Annotated in this window: 15 protein-coding genes; 4 read left to right on the forward strand and 11 right to left on the reverse strand. The window is 33.8% G+C overall.

What is annotated here, in order from left to right; genetic code table 11:
* Positions 1-28 precede the first annotated feature (28 nt).
* The 5 genes from lspA to AW14_RS05685 all read right to left on the reverse strand — a co-directional run bounded on the left by lspA (position 29) and on the right by AW14_RS05685 (position 4,607).
* On the reverse strand, positions 29-541 hold the full coding sequence (lspA, locus tag AW14_RS05665; protein ID WP_044637933.1) for a signal peptidase II: 513 nt from the start codon (positions 539-541) through the stop codon (positions 29-31).
* Entirely contained in the window at positions 541-1,425 is an 885-nt protein-coding gene (gene fabD / locus AW14_RS05670; RefSeq protein ID WP_044637934.1) for an ACP S-malonyltransferase, read from the reverse strand. The genes lspA and fabD overlap by 1 nt, the downstream gene beginning before the upstream one ends.
* A gap of 82 nt (positions 1,426-1,507) precedes the next feature.
* Positions 1,508-3,064, reverse strand: a complete 1,557-nt coding sequence (locus AW14_RS05675) for an NAD(P)/FAD-dependent oxidoreductase (protein ID WP_044637935.1) — start codon at positions 3,062-3,064, stop codon at positions 1,508-1,510.
* Positions 3,065-3,249: 185 nt separating this feature from the next.
* A complete protein-coding gene (locus tag AW14_RS05680) occupies positions 3,250-3,621 on the reverse strand; it encodes a T9SS type A sorting domain-containing protein (RefSeq protein ID WP_044637936.1) in 372 nt (123 codons plus the stop codon).
* A 107-nt stretch (positions 3,622-3,728) separates the two neighbouring features.
* Positions 3,729-4,607 carry a dihydrofolate reductase gene (locus AW14_RS05685; RefSeq protein WP_044637937.1) on the reverse strand — a complete coding sequence of 293 codons (879 nt, stop codon included), beginning with the start codon at positions 4,605-4,607 and terminating at the stop codon, positions 3,729-3,731.
* Between the two features lie 298 nt (positions 4,608-4,905).
* On the opposite strand from AW14_RS05685, the gene AW14_RS05690 reads away from it, so the two are divergent.
* Complete coding sequence (locus AW14_RS05690) at positions 4,906-5,205, forward strand: isoamylase early set domain-containing protein (RefSeq protein ID WP_044637938.1); 300 nt, start codon at positions 4,906-4,908, stop codon at positions 5,203-5,205.
* A gap of 48 nt (positions 5,206-5,253) precedes the next feature.
* On the opposite strand, the gene AW14_RS05695 is transcribed toward AW14_RS05690, so the two are convergent.
* The 5 genes from AW14_RS05695 to AW14_RS05715 form a co-directional block, all read right to left on the reverse strand.
* Positions 5,254-6,078: a thymidylate synthase gene (locus AW14_RS05695; RefSeq protein WP_044637939.1), complete on the reverse strand. Its 825-nt coding sequence runs from the start codon at positions 6,076-6,078 to the stop codon at positions 5,254-5,256.
* A gap of 146 nt (positions 6,079-6,224) precedes the next feature.
* A complete protein-coding gene (locus AW14_RS05700) occupies positions 6,225-7,748 on the reverse strand; it encodes a NupC/NupG family nucleoside CNT transporter (protein WP_044637940.1) in 1,524 nt (507 codons plus the stop codon).
* A gap of 18 nt (positions 7,749-7,766) precedes the next feature.
* Positions 7,767-8,387, reverse strand: a complete 621-nt coding sequence (locus AW14_RS05705; protein ID WP_044637941.1) for a bifunctional nuclease family protein — start codon at positions 8,385-8,387, stop codon at positions 7,767-7,769.
* A gap of 121 nt (positions 8,388-8,508) precedes the next feature.
* Positions 8,509-9,468: an electron transfer flavoprotein subunit alpha/FixB family protein gene (locus AW14_RS05710; protein WP_044639509.1), complete on the reverse strand. Its 960-nt coding sequence runs from the start codon at positions 9,466-9,468 to the stop codon at positions 8,509-8,511.
* A 108-nt stretch (positions 9,469-9,576) separates the two neighbouring features.
* Positions 9,577-10,323, reverse strand: coding sequence for an electron transfer flavoprotein subunit beta/FixA family protein (locus tag AW14_RS05715; protein ID WP_044637942.1), 747 nt, complete (start codon positions 10,321-10,323; stop codon positions 9,577-9,579).
* A gap of 343 nt (positions 10,324-10,666) precedes the next feature.
* Between AW14_RS05715 and AW14_RS05720 the strand changes: the two genes are divergently transcribed.
* The 3 genes from AW14_RS05720 to AW14_RS05730 all read left to right on the forward strand — a co-directional run bounded on the left by AW14_RS05720 (position 10,667) and on the right by AW14_RS05730 (position 16,387).
* Positions 10,667-12,553, forward strand: coding sequence for a T9SS type A sorting domain-containing protein (locus tag AW14_RS05720; protein ID WP_044637943.1), 1,887 nt, complete (start codon positions 10,667-10,669; stop codon positions 12,551-12,553).
* A gap of 287 nt (positions 12,554-12,840) precedes the next feature.
* Positions 12,841-13,818 (forward strand): pyruvate dehydrogenase complex E1 component subunit beta, encoded by a 978-nt coding sequence (locus tag AW14_RS05725; RefSeq protein ID WP_044637944.1) that lies wholly within the window; start codon positions 12,841-12,843, stop codon positions 13,816-13,818.
* A 64-nt stretch (positions 13,819-13,882) separates the two neighbouring features.
* On the forward strand, positions 13,883-16,387 hold the full coding sequence (locus AW14_RS05730) for a DUF5686 and carboxypeptidase-like regulatory domain-containing protein (RefSeq protein ID WP_044637945.1): 2,505 nt from the start codon (positions 13,883-13,885) through the stop codon (positions 16,385-16,387).
* 5 nt (positions 16,388-16,392) lie between these two features.
* Here the strand turns inward: AW14_RS05730 and AW14_RS05735 are convergent, their stop codons facing one another.
* Positions 16,393-17,181 (reverse strand): leucine-rich repeat domain-containing protein, encoded by a 789-nt coding sequence (locus AW14_RS05735; RefSeq protein WP_044637946.1) that lies wholly within the window; start codon positions 17,179-17,181, stop codon positions 16,393-16,395.
* Positions 17,182-17,188 lie beyond the last annotated feature (7 nt).

Genomic DNA, 17,188 nt, shown 5'->3' on the forward strand with positions numbered 1-17,188 from the left:
AGGAGCTAAATTTTTAGCTCCTTTTTTTTTATGCCTTAGTTTTATTCTTTTTAAAACTAGCAATTAATAGCATAATCATACCTGTGGTAACAGATACATCAGCCATATTAAAAATGCCTGTTTTAAATACACTTCCTAAATCTATAAACAAAAAATCGGTAACCGATCCATATACAATACGATCGTAAACATTAGCAATACCACCACCTATGATGCTTGAAAAAGCAAAAAGAGACCAGTTGTCTATTGTTTTATCTTTTAGTATATAACGCAATACAAACCCTAAAACTACTATGGGTAGAATGAGTAAAACAATAAGTCTAAGTGTTGGATTTAAATCGCTACCCATACCTAAAAAAGCACCGGTATTCTCAACATTTAGCATAATAAATGCATCACCAATTATTGAAATGCGCTCTCCGGGGTTAGTGTCTGTTCTTGGTATAATAGATTGCCTAACTAAAACCTTAGTAACTTGATCTAGAGCAATAGTTAAGATAATAACCAAAAAAATGTACGAAGTACGTTTTGTTAACTTCATTAGGCGTTTGTAGCTGAAGCTGTTTGAGCTTCTCGATTAATTTTTTTAACTAAACCTTGCAATACATTTCCTGGTCCTACTTCGGTAAATAAAGTAGCCCCATCTGCAATCATTTGTTGCACAGATTGTGTCCAACGCACCGGTGCAGTTAATTGCGAAATTAAATTCGCTTTTATAGCAGTTTCATCAATAACAGCATTAGCTGTAACATTTTGGTAAATAGGACAAGATGGTTTACTAAAATGGGTGTTTTCTATAGCAGCTGCTAGTTCTTCACGTGCAGGTTCCATTAATGGCGAGTGGAAAGCACCGCCAACAGGCAATACTAAAGCACGTTTTGCGCCAGCTTCTTTCATAGCATCACAAGCTTTATTAATAGCGTCTATTTCACCTGAAATAACTAACTGGCCTGGGCAGTTATAGTTTGCAGCTACAACAACACCATCTATATTTGAACATACATTTTCAACAATGGCATCTTCTAAACCTAATACAGCAGCCATGGTGCTTGGTTGTATTTCACAGGCTTTTTGCATGGCTAAGGCACGCTGCGATACTAAACGTAAACCATCTTCAAAATTTAAAGCGCCATTAGCTACTAAAGCAGAGAATTCACCTAAAGAGTGCCCAGCAACCATGTCTGGTTTAAAGGTGTCGCCTAAGGTTTTGGCTAAAATAACCGAATGTAAAAAAATAGCAGGTTGTGTAACTTTAGTTTCTTTTAAATCTTCTGCAGAACCTTCAAACATAATATCTGTGATTTTAAAACCTAGAATTTGGTTTGCTTGTTCGAATAATTCTTGTGCTAAAGGCGATTTTTCATAAAGATCTAAACCCATTCCTGAGAATTGAGCGCCTTGACCTGGAAATATATATGCTTTCATTTTTTAACTAGTTTTTAGTGGTGCAAAAGTAGTAATATTTTTTAAGATGATTTTTTACAGTGCTTAATATGTGTTAATAGAATTATAAACCAACAATCGCAGCTTCGGCGCAACGTTCACCATCCATAGCGGCCGATACAATACCTCCTGCGTAGCCGCCACCTTCACCACAAGGAAATAATCCTTTTATTTGTGGGTGTTCTAATTGTTCGTTTCTAGGAATACAAACGGGTGATGAGGTTCTAGATTCGACGCCAACAATATTGGCTTCAGAGGTATAATACCCTTTCATTTTTTGTCCGAAAGCTTCAAAACCTTTTCGCAATCGGCTACCAATTAATTTGGGTAAAAGCGAATGTAAGGGAGCGGCATGTAATCCGGGTTGGTAGGAAGTTTCATTTAAAGTATTCGAAAGCTTACCCTCAACAAAATCTGTTAGGCGTTGGGCAGGAGCAACCTGTGTTCTTCCGCCGGCGGTAAAAGCCATACGTTCCAGGTTTTTTTGATATTCTAATCCTTTTAAAGCTCCAAAATGTTCGTATTTAGGTAAATCTCTGTGAACATCAATTTCTACAACAATACCCGAATTTGCGTATAGATTATTTCGTTTTGAAGGCGACATACCATTAACAACAACCTCGCCATTTGCAGTGGCAGCAGGTACTATAAATCCGCCAGGACACATACAAAAAGAATACACACCGCGTTCGTTAACCTGTTGAACCAAGCTGTAAGATGCTGCAGGAAGCAGCTCGCTGCGTTCCCCGCTGCAATGGTATTGTATGCTATCTATTATATGTTGCGGATGCTCGACACGAACACCCATAGCAAAGGACTTGGCTCCTAAGGCAATCTCTTTGTTGTGTAGTAAATAAAAGATATCGCGAGCAGAGTGACCAGTTGCTAGAATAACTCTATTAACAGCTATTTCCTCACCATTATGCAGTTGAATGGCTTGTATTTTGTTATTTTTTATCGTGAAATCGGTTACTCGTGTTTCAAAATGAATTTCACCACCGTAGTTCAAAATAGTTTCTCGAATATTTTGAACCACTTTTGGTAGTTTGTTAGTGCCTATATGCGGATGGGCATCAACTAGAATTTGGTCTGTTGCCCCATGAAAAACTAAGTTTTCAAAAATTCTTCTAACATCGCCACGCTTTAAACTTCGGGTATATAATTTACCATCGCTATATGTACCTGCACCTCCTTCACCAAAACAATAATTAGAATCTTCGTTAACAAAATGTTCTTGATTAATAGCTCGTAAATCTCTTCTGCGATCTTGTACATTTTTACCGCGTTCTAAAACAATGGGTTTAAAACCCAATTCAATGCATCGAAGGGCAGCATACATACCAGCAGGTCCAAAACCAATAATATGAATGGGCTTAGCCTTAGATACATCTTTGTATTCAAACTGGTATTCGGATGTTTTTGGTAAAACCTCACGAATATAAACCGCGACCTTGTAGTTAAAAATAATTTTTGGCTTTCGAGCATCAATAGATTTGCGAAGCACCTTTACGCCGGTTATGTCCTCCTTGTCAATATCTAAGGCCATCGCCGATTTTATAACTAAAATATCGCTACGTTCTTCTTCTTTGAGTGTTACGCGAAGTTGAAGTTCTTTTATCATGATGCAAAATTAATCATAATTATACGGTCTTAATGTTTAAGTATAAAAATAAATTTATTACTAGCTATTAAGCAATGATTTTGAGGTTATTTCTATTTGCAAATAATCTGTATTTAAATTATTAAACAAAAAAAGAGATTGTCTTTTTAGACAATCTCTTAAAATTTCATTTAAAATAAATTTAATTATTTAACGCTAATTTTTTTAGTGATTCTTCCTTTTTCATTTGAAAGTTCTAAGATATAAACTCCATTTACTAATTGAGATACATTAATGGTGCTATTTACATTTGATAGTATTTTATTAAGGATCACTCGACCTGATATGTCGTATAACAATGTCTTAGTTTCTAAAAAGTCTTTGAAATTTATATGTAATATGTTTTCTGTTGGATTTGGATAGATGTTAATATCAGTTAATTCAAATTTATCAACACTTAAAGAACTTGTTGTAGGTAATTCTACTAACGCGCCCCCTGCAGGTAATGCTACCCAAAGTCCAAAAGCAGGACCATTTGAATTTTGAGTTGGATCTAAAAATCCTGAAGCGACTACCACTAATGGTTGATCATCCAGATTTAATGTTGAAAGTGGGGCGCTGTATGAAGCTAAGGTTGTTGTTACTTAAACAAAAAAGCACGTCCGCATTAAAATGAGGATTTAATTTATATTCTTTCGTAGGTAATAAATGAAAAATCAAAATTGTTTTTTTCGTCTTTTGGATGAAATGTTTTTGATGTTTCTTTCCAAATGGATTTATCTATTTCTGGGAAAAAGGTGTCGGCATCAAAAGTGCTATGTACACGTGTTATTTCAATTTTATCTACAATGTTTAGCGCTTGCTTATAAATTTCACCACCACCAATAATGTAAGGGTTGCTGTCCTTTTTAGCAGCATCAATGGCATCCGTTAAATTATTTACAACAATAACACCATCTGGAACCGAGTAGTCTTCTTGACGCGTAATAACTATATGTGTTCTATTTGGCAACGGTTTAGGGAAGCTTTCAAAAGTTTTACGCCCCATAATAATATGATGGCCGTTGGTTAAATTTTTGAAATGTTTTAAATCGTCACTTAAGTGCCAAATAAGTTTATTGTCTTTTCCTATGGCATTATTTTCTGCCGCTGCTACTATAATGCTCAATGTAGATTTTGATTTGTTTATAAGCGTTTCGTCTTGTTGAAGCGTTTCTTTAAGTTTTTCAATGCGTTTTTTTTGAGCATCAACAAGTTTATTTAATTGCTGAGTTTCCCAAGCTTTTCCCAAAAATTTATGAGTAATAAAAACATTGAATGTATGATATAAAAATAAAAAGGTCCAAAACAGAATGGCGTAAACAAACCAGTTTATTCCAAATGGTTTAAATGTTTCTCCAACACCCAAAACAATATTTGTAAAAATAAGCAGGAGGCATCCAATTAGAAAAAAGACAAAATGCGAGTACAAACGTTTTTTTTGTTTGATTCTTTTTTGCGCTTTTTTTATAAGCTCTAACTGTTCTTTATCTATTTCTGGTACTTGTTTCTTTTTGCCAAACATAGGGTGCTTTTATAGGTGTAAAGTTACGTCTTTTGCCAATATTACCCTAATTTATTTGCAGGATGTGCGTTTGTTTCTGTAAGCGTTTCGTTTTTTGGAATTCGTTGAAAATCAGGTTGAAGAGAAAAATATAATTACCAATATTGTAATTTTAAGGGTGATATTATTAAGTCAATAAAATTATATATTAGTGCAATTGTTAAATTGATAATTTTTTAGTTGAAACGCCTCTTTAAATTTAAATCAATTAAAATGTTTCATAAATTTGCTGTAAACACAACAAACAAAAAATAATATTATGGCGATTTCAAAACAATATTTAAAAACCAAACCGGTATGTAAAGTTACATTTTCAATCCTTGCCGAGGATGCTAAAAATGTGTCTTTATTAGGTAGTTTTAACGGATGGGATGCTAGTGCAAATCCATTAAAAAAGTTAAAAAGCGGTATTTTTAAAGGAACAGTAGACTTAGATGCAGAAAGCTCTTATGAGTTTAAATATTTAATAGACGAAACTGTTTATGTAAACGATGAAGAAGCAGATTCTTACGCTTGGAATGAGTTTGCAGCATCTGAAAACAGTGTAGTAAATGTTTAGTTAAATCTTAAATTAAACAAAAAAAGGCTTTCGTTTGAAAGCCTTTTTTTATACCGCAACAACACCTTTTATGTGTGGGTGTGGATTATAATCTTCTAAAGTAAAATCTTCAAAGGTGAAATCGAAAATGTCTTTAACCTCTGGGTTAAGTTTCATTTTTGGTAGCGGTCTTATATCTCGAGATAATTGTAATTCTAGTTGCTCAATATGATTGCTATAAATGTGAGCATCACCAAAAGTGTGAATAAACTCGCCGGGTTGGTAACCACAAACTTGAGCAATCATTAAGGTAAATAAAGCATACGATGCAATATTGAAAGGAACACCTAAAAAGATATCGGCACTTCTTTGGTATAATTGACAAGATAATTTTCCGTTGGCAACATAAAATTGAAAAAAGGCATGACAAGGCGGAAGCGCTGCTTTGCCATTGGCAACATTGTCGCTAAAAGATTTTGAAGTATCAGGTAATACCGATGGATTCCAAGCAGATACCAACATACGTCTACTATTCGGATTCTTTTTTAAGGTCTCAATAACTTCTTTAATCTGGTCAATTTCTTCACTATTCCAGTTGCGCCATTGGTGGCCATAAACTGGCCCTAAATCACCATTCTCATCGGCCCATTCGTTCCAAATACGTACGCCATTATCAGTAAGATATTTAATATTAGTATCTCCTTTTAAAAACCAAAGTAGTTCGTAAACAATAGATTTTAAATGCAGTTTTTTAGTGGTAACCATAGGGAAACCTTCACTTAAATCGAATCGCATTTGATAGCCAAAAACGCTTTTTGTCCCTGTTCCTGTTCGGTCTCCTTTTTCATTTCCATGTTCTAAAACATGCTTTACTAGGTCGTGATATTGTTTCATAATACGTTACTGCTTAAGCAGGAATTGCCTTTAATTCAACTTTTTTCTGAAGCTAAAAATAAAAAAAGCATCAAAACAATAGGCTTGATGCTTCTATATATTATTATAAAGTTATTAACTAATTACAATGTTTTTTTATTTGAATGTTATCCTATAATCATTCCCGCGATAGTTGCAGAAACAAGAGAGGCAATAGTACCACCAATTAAGGCTTTCATACCAAATTTAGATAAGGTTGTTCTTTGTCCTGGTGCGAGTGAGCCAATACCTCCAATTTGAATGCCTATGGAAGCAAAGTTAGCAAAACCACAAAGCATGTATGTTACCATTATTATTGATTTTTCGTAATTTAAATGAATGGCATTCGTGGCATCTTTTAAATCTCTTAATTGGATGTAACCAATAAATTCGCTAGCTGCTAATTTGATGCCTAATAACTGGCCCATCATCATCATATCTTCTTTAGCGACACCAATAAGCCACATTAATGGAGCGAAAATGTAACCTAAAATTAATTCTATAGATAAACTATCGTAGGTTGTATTTTCCGCTATCCATACGTTTAATGTTGAAATATTTCCTAACCAACCTAAAATACCGTTAAACATGGCTATAAAAGCCACAAAAACCAAAAGCATAGCACCCACATTAACAGCAAGTTTTAATCCTTCGGTGGTGCCGTTAGCGATGGCATCTAAAAAGTTTGATCCTATTTTTTCTTGTGAAACAGATACATCGGTGTTAATAGCTTCTGTTTGCGGATAAAGTATTTTAGATATTACAATGGCTCCTGGCGCCGCCATCACCGATGCTGCCAGTAAATGTTTAGCATAAAATAATTTTAACTCGGGATCGTCACCACCTAAAAAGCCTATGTACGCAGCCAATACAGCACCTGCTACGGTGGCCATACCACCTATCATTACTAAAAGCATTTCAGATTTGTTCATTTTTTCTAAATACGCTTTTATTAAAAGAGGGGCTTCCGTTTGACCTAAAAATATGTTTCCAGCGACGCTTAAACTTTCTGCTCCAGAAATTTTTAGTGCCTTAGAAAGTAGTAAAGCCATAACTTTTACTACCCATTGAATAACGCCCAAATAGAATAAAACAGATGTTAATGCAGAGAAAAATATAATGGTTGGTAAAACTTGAAATGCGAAAATGAATCCGAATGTATCCATATCTACCACCAAACCTTCAAATAAGAATTTGCTTCCCGCTTTAGTGAATTCTAAAACTAATACAAAAAGGCCGCCTACAAATTCAAAAACACTTTTTACAAAATCAATTTTTAAAACGCCAATAGCTATGAGTAGCTGAAAAGCCAAACCAATGCCAACTATTTTCCAGTTTATAGCTTTTCGGTTGTTACTAAATAAATAGGAAATAAAAATTAAAACAATCATCCCTAAAACGCCTCGCCATAAACTTTCTATCGAAAAGCCTTCATTAGGAATTATGTTAGTATTGTTAGAAACTTCGTTTTTTGTTGCACTTTCGGAAGTCGGTTTTTGTAAATCGTCTGAATTTTCTAGAGTAGGAACAGATGGCTCAACTAATACCTTGGTTATAGTGTCTTGCGCTGTAATTTTATCTGTGTCTTGCACCGAAATAGAGTTTGTAAATAAAAGAACAACTAGGGTAAGAGACAGCATTACGTGTTTCATAATTTTGAGGTATGAGGATTATTCTCGTTTCGACATTTCATCACGAATATGTGCTGCCTTTTCATAGTCTTCGTTGGCAACGGCTTCATCTAATAAATTTTGTAATTCCTGTAAGGTTTTAGATGAATACATTTCTTTAGAAGGTTTGTTTTCAACCTCTTCAGCTAAAAAATCATCTACCAAAATACTATCTTGGTTTTCTTGATTTTCATCTTCTTTAGGGTTTACTTTTAAATAAATTCCAGCTTTATCAAGAATGTTTTTATAGGTAAAAATAGGAGCATCAAAACGAAGTGCTAATGCAATGGCATCGCTTGTTCTGGCATCAATTATTTCCTCAATTTTATCGCGTTCGCAAATTAAACTAGAATAAAAAACGCCATCAACTAATTTATGGATTATAACTTGTTTTATTATAATGTCGAAGCGGTCGGCAAAATTTTTAAATAAATCGTGAGTAAGCGGTCTAGGAGGACGAATTTCTTTTTCTAAAGCAATGGCAATAGACTGGGCTTCAAAAGCACCAATAACTATGGGCAATTTCCGGTCGCCATCCATTTCGTTTAAAATTAATGCGTAAGCGCCATTTTGTGTTTGGCTGTAGGAGATTCCTTTTATATTTAATCTTACTAAACTCATAAATTTATATAAAACGCAAAGAACTGTTTAAATTAGGACTTTACCAAACTGCCAAACGCAGATTTAAGAATAAATGCTAATTTAAGCAGTTCTTTTTAACAATACAATTTATAAAATATATTTATTGTTGTGCTTTAAAAGTTTTTAATTTTTCTATGAGCTGAGGTACTACTTCAAAAGCATCGCCTACCACACCATAATCGGCCGCTTTAAAAAACGGCGCTTCCGGATCTGTATTGATAACTACTTTTACTTTTGATGCATTAATACCTGCTAAATGCTGAATAGCACCTGAAATACCAATAGCTATATATAAATTAGAAGCAACTGGTTTTCCTGTTTGTCCAACGTGCTCGCTGTGTGGTCGCCATCCTAAATCTGATACAGGCTTAGAACAAGCGGTTGCTGCCCCAAGAACATCGGCTAATTCTTCAATGATATTCCAGTTTTCAGGACCTTTTAATCCGCGTCCTCCCGAAACAACTATTTCTGCATCGGCAATGCTTACCTTGTTAGACGATTTATCTACAGACTCTATATGAACACCTAATTCTGAAATTGAAGGCGTAAAAGCTTCAACCATAGCGCTTACACTATTTTCTTTAACACCAAAGGCATTGTTTGAAACACCAATAATTTTAACATCAGTATGGATGCTAAGCGTTTCAAAAGCTTTATTTGTAAAAGCCGGTCTTTTAACTGTAAATGGTTCTATGCTAAGCGGCGCTTCAATAACATTCGAAGCAAATGCTGCGTTTAAATTAACTGCCAATAGCGGCGATAGGTATTTGCTATCGGCAGAAGAACTCACAATAATTACTTTAGAGTTTTCGTTTTCTGAAGCTTGTTTTAAAACATCGGCGTAAGCTTTGGCGTTAAATGTTTCTAATACAGGATTTGTTACATTTAAAACTTTGTCGACACCATAATTTCCTAATTCCGATGGATTGTTGTTGTTAATAGTTACAGCTGTAACGGTTGTGCCTAATTGTGTAGCCACAGCTTTTGCATAGGAAGCAACCTCTAGAGCACTTTTTTTAAATTTTCCTTGTTCTGATTCTGTATATACTAAAACTGACATGTTGTTTCTTTTTTTTTTTTTTACTTCCAAATACTTGGAAATAGTATTAATACTTAAATAGTAATGTAATAGATTTATCGATTTCGATTAAAATCTCATATTTACAGCTTAAATAACTTTTGCTTCGTTGTGAAGTAAGTTAATTAACTCGTCTAAATTATCGGAAGCCACTAATTTCACAGCGCCTTTAGGTGCTGGTTTTTCAAAAGAAATAGAGTTGGTTTCAACGGCTGCATCTATAGGTTCTAAAACGGTTAATGGTTTTTGGCGCGCCATCATAATACCACGCATGTTCGGGATGCGTAAATCACTTTCTTCAACCAAACCTTTTTGTCCAGCAATAACTAAAGGAAGCGTTGTAGAAACGTGTTCTTTACCGCCGTCAATTTCTCTTGTAGCCTTCGCATTATTACCATCAATTTCTAAACTAATACAACTATTAATAAAGTTAGTATTGGTTAACCCAGCAATCATTCCAGGTACCATGCCGCCGTTATAATCAATAGATTCTTTGCCTGCAATAACTAAATCGTAACCACCATCTTTAACTACCTGCGCTAATTGTTTCGCAACCGAAAAGGCATCGGTAGGCGTGGTGTTTATTCGAATGGCAGCATCGGCTCCAATGGCTAAAGCTTTTCGCATGGTAGGCTCTGTTTCTGGTCCACCAACATTGGCAATAGTTACATGCGCTCCTTGTTTTTCTTTAAACCACATGGCACGGGTTAAGCCAAATTCGTCGTTCGGGTTAATTACAAATTGCACACCAGTAGTATCAAATTTAGTGTTGTCTTCGCTGAAATTAATTTTTGATGTGGTGTCTGGAACATGACTAATGCAGACTAATATTTTCATAATATTTAGTATTGAATATGTTTAATTTAATTTAGGTTACGAAGTTAATTATTTTATTTAAAAAATACTATGCACGCATAGTATTTTTTTTAAGCTATTAGTTTTTTAAAATGAGGTTTTGTAAAAACATCTAAAAACTAGGTTGTCAAAAATTTTACAACTAAAATTAGGTAGAAAAAAACTTTAATATCTTAATTTTATTATAAAAATGAACTTTATGTTAAGAATAGAGTTAGGATTTAGTTTTTATATCGACTTATTGGAAAATTTTAATTTTGAAATATATTAATTTATTCGATAAAATAATGGAAGAACTACTCCTAAATTTATTATAAAACTACTATTGGTTTTAAGTTTTAACTTTACTATTGGGCAAAATAGGTTTCCTTATGACGCCCTAAGCTTAACTGATGGTTCTTTTGATACTTCAATAAACATAAATACTTCTGCAGGTGTAAGTCCTTTTAATAATTTGTTGTTGGGAAGCAATGTAGATTTTAACACCTCAATTGCTAGATCTCTATTATCTAGAGCCCCATTATTTGCATCAAATGGCGCCCTTGTTAACATTAGTGCTGTAAATCAAGGGTTTAACTCTGTAAATGGTCAGCAATTTATTGCAGAAAACGACCCTGTAGTACTCCGTTTTCCTCAAGGTGTATTTGCAAATACCTACCATTGGGAACAAGTTTTAGATGACACTGGTCAAGAAATTGCAGCTGCAGATTCTAGACACATTATAGATCCTTTTATAGTAAATGGAAGACTAATATCACAACACGACAGCCCCGTTAGTGTGCGTATAGGTTACCCCTCTTTAAAATCTATTTTTGATACAGCTGCCAACAATGGTAAGCCTTTAGATTTACTTACAGTACTAAGTATTATTGGAAATGATGCCGATTCTAACGGAAGAAGATGGAGCTCTATGATAGAAGACGGATTAGATGTTAAGGATATGGAATTAGGTAATGAATTCTTTTTTAGAAGTCAAAGATCTGGTACAATATCTACTGAAGCACAATGGGTTGCAAGAGCGCGACAAATAGTTGAAAATATAAAAAATAGAGCTAGCGCGTTAAATAAAACTGTTAGGTTTGCTATCCCGATATCATTTAGAGGCGGTGATCCTACACAAAGCCAAAGCACCAGAGATTTTCATCAAAACTATAACGATTTAATTACGGTTGATGAAAGTTTCTTTGATGCCATTGTGGTTCATAGATATGTTAATGCACAACGAGAAGATGGTAATAGGCCAGAAAATCTTACCGATCAATCATTAAGAGATTTGGTGTCGGCTAGTAGAATAATGGATCAAAGTCTTACCTATTCTAAAACACAGGTTTCTGAAGATAAAAACAGCATATGGCTAACCGAATGGGGTGTTGCAGGAAGCGAAGACGACGCTATTGGCGCGAGCTTTTTAGGTGCTGCCGATATATATTCACATATAATTACCAATAATGATCGACTTGAAGTAGAACGTATAAATTGGTTTTCTACAGTTGGAGCAAACGCACAATATACCGTAAACGGAACACTAAGTAATGTTGAAATTGGCAGAACAGGTTATGGAGATGTTTACAGTGTTTTAAGAGATAATTTGAGAGATTCTAACATGTTTAAAGATTATTCTCTAACGGCACCAGAGTTAAAAATTGGTGGTGAAGTGCAACAAGAAAAAGCAATACATGCACTTGCCGTAAGAAGATCAGATGGCACACCACGTTTAATTATTACCAATAAAACGAATGCAACAGCAAGATTAAATGTAAATATAGACGGTAACAGAGAAAATATAATAAATTATATTTCTAGCGGATATAGATGGGAAAGCCTTGCGTCTGCAACATCTATTCCATATTCTGATGAGCAAACCATAACAGATGCTATTTTAGTGCCGCCATTTTCGGTTATTAAAGTTGATATGAGTTTTGGTGAAGGTGTGGCCATTTTATCTACAGAGGATATTGGCAATTTCAATAATGACACTGATTTTGTTTTGTTTCCAAATCCAACATCATCTGCGTTTAATATTACACTTAATGGCATGAACTCTGCCAATATTATCATTACCGATATGTTAGGTAAAGTTGTTATTCAAACCAATACAAAAAGCGCAAATTTACAATTAAACACCAATGGAGTTCTTAAATCTGGATTGTATTTTGTAAGAGTAGTTGGCGACAATAATACATCGTTTGTTAAAAAGCTAGTCGTTAAATAATATATTTTAAACAATTTACAGAAACGTCACTAGAGCTTAATAAATTTAGTGACTTTTTCGTATTTATTTGTTCTTTTTTTCAATTTTTAATTTAAAGATACCTTAAAACTTAAAAAATCTTTCTAAGTAAATCTTAAAGAAATTACAGAATGATTAATTTTAATTAAATTTTGAGCGTTATTTTTTTTTACTATGCTATATTTTAATTAGTTTACTTTCCAAGGTCAAAAATTGATAATTATTTCCTTATTTTTGTTCCTTATAAAAGTAATAACAATAAATACTACATGAAGACAATTCAATTTAGAGAAGCTATCTGTGAAGCTATGAGCGAAGAAATGCGCAGAGATGAGAGCATTTATTTAATGGGAGAGGAAGTAGCAGAATATAACGGTGCTTACAAAGCATCTAAAGGAATGTTAGATGAGTTTGGTCCTAAGCGTGTGATCGATACACCTATTGCAGAATTAGGTTTTGCTGGTATAGCAGTAGGTTCTACTATGACAGGTAACAGACCAATAGTTGAATATATGACTTTTAACTTTTCTTTAGTTGGTATTGATCAAATTATTAACAATGCCGCTAAAATAAGACAAATGTCGGGTGGCCAATTTAAATGTCCCATTGTTTTCCGTGGCCCAACTGCTTCTGCAGGTCAATTAGGAGCAACCCACTCACAAGCTTTTGAAAACTGGTTTGCAAACACACCAGGTTTAAAAGTGGTGGTGCCTTCTAATCCTTACGATGCAAAAGGCTTGTTAAAAGCTGCAATTCGCGATGACGATCCAGTTATTTTTATGGAGAGTGAGCAAATGTATGGCGATAAAGGTGAAGTGCCAGAAGGCGAATACATTATACCATTAGGTGTTGCAGATGTTAAACGCGTTGGTACCGATGTAACCATAGTGTCATTTGGTAAAATTATTAAAGAAGCTTATAAAGCAGCAGATGAACTAGAAAAAGAAGGCATTTCTTGTGAAATCATAGATTTACGAACCGTTCGCCCTATGGATAGAAAGGCCATCTTAGAATCTGTAAAGAAAACAAACAGATTGGTTGTTTTAGAAGAAGCTTGGCCGTTTGGAAATGTTTCAACAGAAATTACATATTTAGTACAATCTGAAGCATTCGATTATCTTGATGCTCCAATTGTTAGAATTAATACTGCAGATACGCCTGCACCTTATTCTCCAGTTTTGCTTGAAGAATGGTTGCCAAATAGCGACGACGTTATTAAGGCTGTTAAAAAAGTATTATACTTATAAAAAATCAATATTTTTATTCTATAAACTTCATTAGCATGATTGTTGATGAAGTTTTTTTTGTGTTATGAACTTTAAGCTACTTTTTACATTTTTTATATTAGGACTTATTTCAACGTTTGCTCAAACCAAAGTAAGTGGTTATGTGTTCGATGAAAATAATGAGCCTGTTCCATTTGCTAACGTTTTATTTAAAGGTTCTACCAAAGGAACTATTACAAACGAAAACGGAAAATTTTATTTAGAGTCTGATGATACCTGGACAGCCTTAACCGTATCTTTTATTGGTTACGAAACACTTAATGTGCCCTTAGTTAAAAAGGTAAATTACGATTTAAAGTTTATTTTAAAAGAAGAAGCCGCTCAATTAGATCAGGTTTTTATTGTTTCGGGAAAACAACCTAAAAAAAACAATCCAGCCATAGATTTACTTCGTAAAATCTGGGAACATAAACGAAAAAATGGATTAAGTCTTTACAATCAATATCAATACGATAAATACGAAAAAGTAGAATTTGATATTAATACCATAGACAGTGCACTTATAAAAAGTAAACTTTTTAGAGGTATGGAATTTGTATTTAATGAAGTTGATACCTCGAGCGTTACCGGAAAAACATACTTACCAATTTTTATTAATGAAGCTGTTTCAACGGTTTACGGCGACAATATAATTAACAAGAATAAAGAAGTTTTAAACGGAAATAAAAACTCTGGTTTTAGCGATAATCAAATAATTATCGACTTTGTAGACGATTTATATTCAGATTTTGATATCTACGATAATTACCTTCGTTTTTTTGATAAAAGTTTTGTAAGTCCTTTGTCACGAACAGGTATAAACACCTATAATTATGTATTAAAAGACAGTGCTTATTTAGAGAATAAATGGTGCTATAATATTATTTACTCCCCCAGACGTAAAAACGAATTAACATTTAAAGGCGATTTTTGGGTTGCAGATACCACTTACGCTATTAAAGAAATTAATTTACAGGCATCTAAAAGTGCCAACATCAACTGGGTTAAAGAAATTTACATCGAACAAGAATACGAAGTTTTAAATGACTCCCTTTTTCTAGTAAAACGCGATTACATGATGTCCGATTTTGCTTTAAATAAAAAGGAAGATTCGCGTGGCGTATATGGTAAACGAACCACACTATACGATAATTATAAGTTCGATATAGAAAAAGACAAGAAGTTTTACGAAACCGAAGTTTATAATTACGACAAGGATGTTTACGACAGAGACGATAGTTTTTGGGAAGCCAACCGATTGGAATCTTTAAACAAAGACGAAAAAGGCGTTTATAAAATGTTAGACACGCTAAAAACCGTTAAAAAGTTTAAACGCCTTTATAATCTCGGAAGCATTTTAGCATCGGGATACATAGAATTTAATGAGTTGCCGCTAGATTACGGTCCTATATTTTCAACCTTTGGTTTTAATGAAGTTGAAGGCGTGCGTTTAAGAACCGGACTGCGTACGTATTTTGGTAAAAACGATTTATGGAGGTTGGAAGGATTTTTAGCTTATGGTTTTAAAGACGATAAATTTAAATACGGACTTTCTGGTAAATGGTTGCTAGACAAGAAAAACCGATTTATTATTTCTGGTGGTAACAGACGCGATGTCGAACAAATTGGAGCTAGTTTAACCACGAGCACCGATGTACTAGGACGTAGTTTTGCATCGTCGGCCGTTATAGGAACAGGTACAAACGACAAATTAACATCTATTAATTTAACCAGTTTGTCTGTTGAAATGGAACCCGTTAGAAACCTTATTTTTAGGTTGGGAGGTAATTACCGTACATTAGAATCGGCTTCACCAACATTTAGTTTGGATTACAATGCACCCGATGGTGTTAAATCTGAAATAAAGCAATTTGAATCGACATTATCTGTTCAATATTTTCCAAAACGAAAAATGACAGGTTTTGGTGTAGAGCGTATTGAGGCTAACGACGATTTTGCTAGGTTATTTGCTCAAGTTAGTAAAGGAGATAAAAGTTTGTTTAACAGTGATTTCGACTATACCAAAGTGCAGTTTTCATACATACAGCCTTTTCAAGTGGGAGGTTTTGGTAGGTTAACCTCGACCATCGAGGCTGGTAAAACATTTGGAGAAGTACCTTTAGGCTTATTAAGTGTTATTCCAGGAAACCAGTCGTATTTTTCAATTTACAATACTTTTACCTTGTTAGATTTTTACGAGTTCGTTTCAGATACCTATACCTCTGTTCATTTAGAGCATAATTTTAACGGACGCCTTTTCTCAAGAATTCCGTTTTTAAGAAAGTTTAATTTGAGAGAAATAGTAGGTATTCGTGGTGTTTGGGGTGATATTTCAGAACAAAACATCGCATTAAATACAACTTCTAACCCCAATAGTATTCCTTTAATTGCACCAAATTCTGAAATGTATTACGAATACAGTTTCGGGGTTGGTAATATTTTTAAAGTGTTTAGAATAGATTTTAATTTTAGAGGAAATTACCTAGATGAAATTAAAAACCCAAATGCCCGTAAATTTGGTGTAACGGGCTCTTTTGGGTTTCATTTTTAAAATAGTTATCTGGATAAGTAAGCATCAGAATGACTAATTACTCTAACAGATAGCCATTCTTTAAATAAATTTCGTGCTAACTCTACAGGAATTTTTGTATCGTATAAACTTAGCTCATTGATATGATGGAGTTCTTTAATAGACTCTGGTAATGTTGTGATGGGACACCCCGATAAAATTAAATTGTTTAAGTTTAGTAGCTTATTTATACTAGAGGGAATCTCAGTTATGTTTTCAGAGCAAATTGCTAAATATTCTAAGGCTACTAAATGGCAAATTGCTTCAGGGAATACCTCAAGTTCTGTTTGTGAGACGTTTAGTGACTTTAGTTTTGTAAGTTTAGAGACATTGTTTAAAAATGTTTTTATAGGGTTTCGAAATAAATCTAATTCGGTTAAATGACTTAACTCGCTTATGGTCTCAGGTATTTCAGAAAGTTTAGCATCTTCTAATTTTAAAATTTCTAAGTTTTTTAAATTCCCAATAGAATCTGGTAATTTATTTATAGGATTTTCACCTAAACTTAAAATTTTTAATTGCGTGAGTTTTCCAATACTTTCTGGCAAGTTTTCTATATTATTACCGCCAAGGTACAGCTCCTTTAACTGTTTAAATACACCTATCCATTCGGGTATTGTTGTTAATTTATTTTGCTGTAGATATAATACTTCTAAGTTTTCACAAGCACTAATACTTTCGTTTAACTCGGTAATATGCTTATTGTCTAAGTGTAAACTCCTAGTTTCTAGAGGGTTTTTAATAGCATCTTTTATAGAATTACAGTCTTTAGGCATTTTTTAA

Source organism: Siansivirga zeaxanthinifaciens CC-SAMT-1 (assembly GCF_000941055.1).
Taxonomy (GTDB): domain Bacteria; phylum Bacteroidota; class Bacteroidia; order Flavobacteriales; family Flavobacteriaceae; genus Siansivirga; species Siansivirga zeaxanthinifaciens.

Coding starts and splice junctions, on each gene's coding strand:
- lspA (WP_044637933.1), bottom strand. CDS start 541: ATGAAGTTAACAAAACGTACTTCGTACATTTTTTTGGTTATTATCTTA.
- fabD (WP_044637934.1), bottom strand. CDS start 1,425: ATGAAAGCATATATATTTCCAGGTCAAGGCGCTCAATTCTCAGGAATG.
- AW14_RS05675 (WP_044637935.1), bottom strand. CDS start 3,064: ATGATAAAAGAACTTCAACTTCGCGTAACACTCAAAGAAGAAGAACGT.
- AW14_RS05685 (WP_044637937.1), bottom strand. CDS start 4,607: ATGTTTGGCAAAAAGAAACAAGTACCAGAAATAGATAAAGAACAGTTA.
- AW14_RS05690 (WP_044637938.1), top strand. CDS start 4,906: ATGGCGATTTCAAAACAATATTTAAAAACCAAACCGGTATGTAAAGTT.
- AW14_RS05695 (WP_044637939.1), bottom strand. CDS start 6,078: ATGAAACAATATCACGACCTAGTAAAGCATGTTTTAGAACATGGAAAT.
- AW14_RS05700 (WP_044637940.1), bottom strand. CDS start 7,748: ATGAAACACGTAATGCTGTCTCTTACCCTAGTTGTTCTTTTATTTACA.
- AW14_RS05705 (WP_044637941.1), bottom strand. CDS start 8,387: ATGAGTTTAGTAAGATTAAATATAAAAGGAATCTCCTACAGCCAAACA.
- AW14_RS05710 (WP_044639509.1), bottom strand. CDS start 9,468: ATGTCAGTTTTAGTATATACAGAATCAGAACAAGGAAAATTTAAAAAA.
- AW14_RS05715 (WP_044637942.1), bottom strand. CDS start 10,323: ATGAAAATATTAGTCTGCATTAGTCATGTTCCAGACACCACATCAAAA.
- AW14_RS05725 (WP_044637944.1), top strand. CDS start 12,841: ATGAAGACAATTCAATTTAGAGAAGCTATCTGTGAAGCTATGAGCGAA.
- AW14_RS05730 (WP_044637945.1), top strand. CDS start 13,883: ATGAACTTTAAGCTACTTTTTACATTTTTTATATTAGGACTTATTTCA.
- AW14_RS05735 (WP_044637946.1), bottom strand. CDS start 17,181: ATGCCTAAAGACTGTAATTCTATAAAAGATGCTATTAAAAACCCTCTA.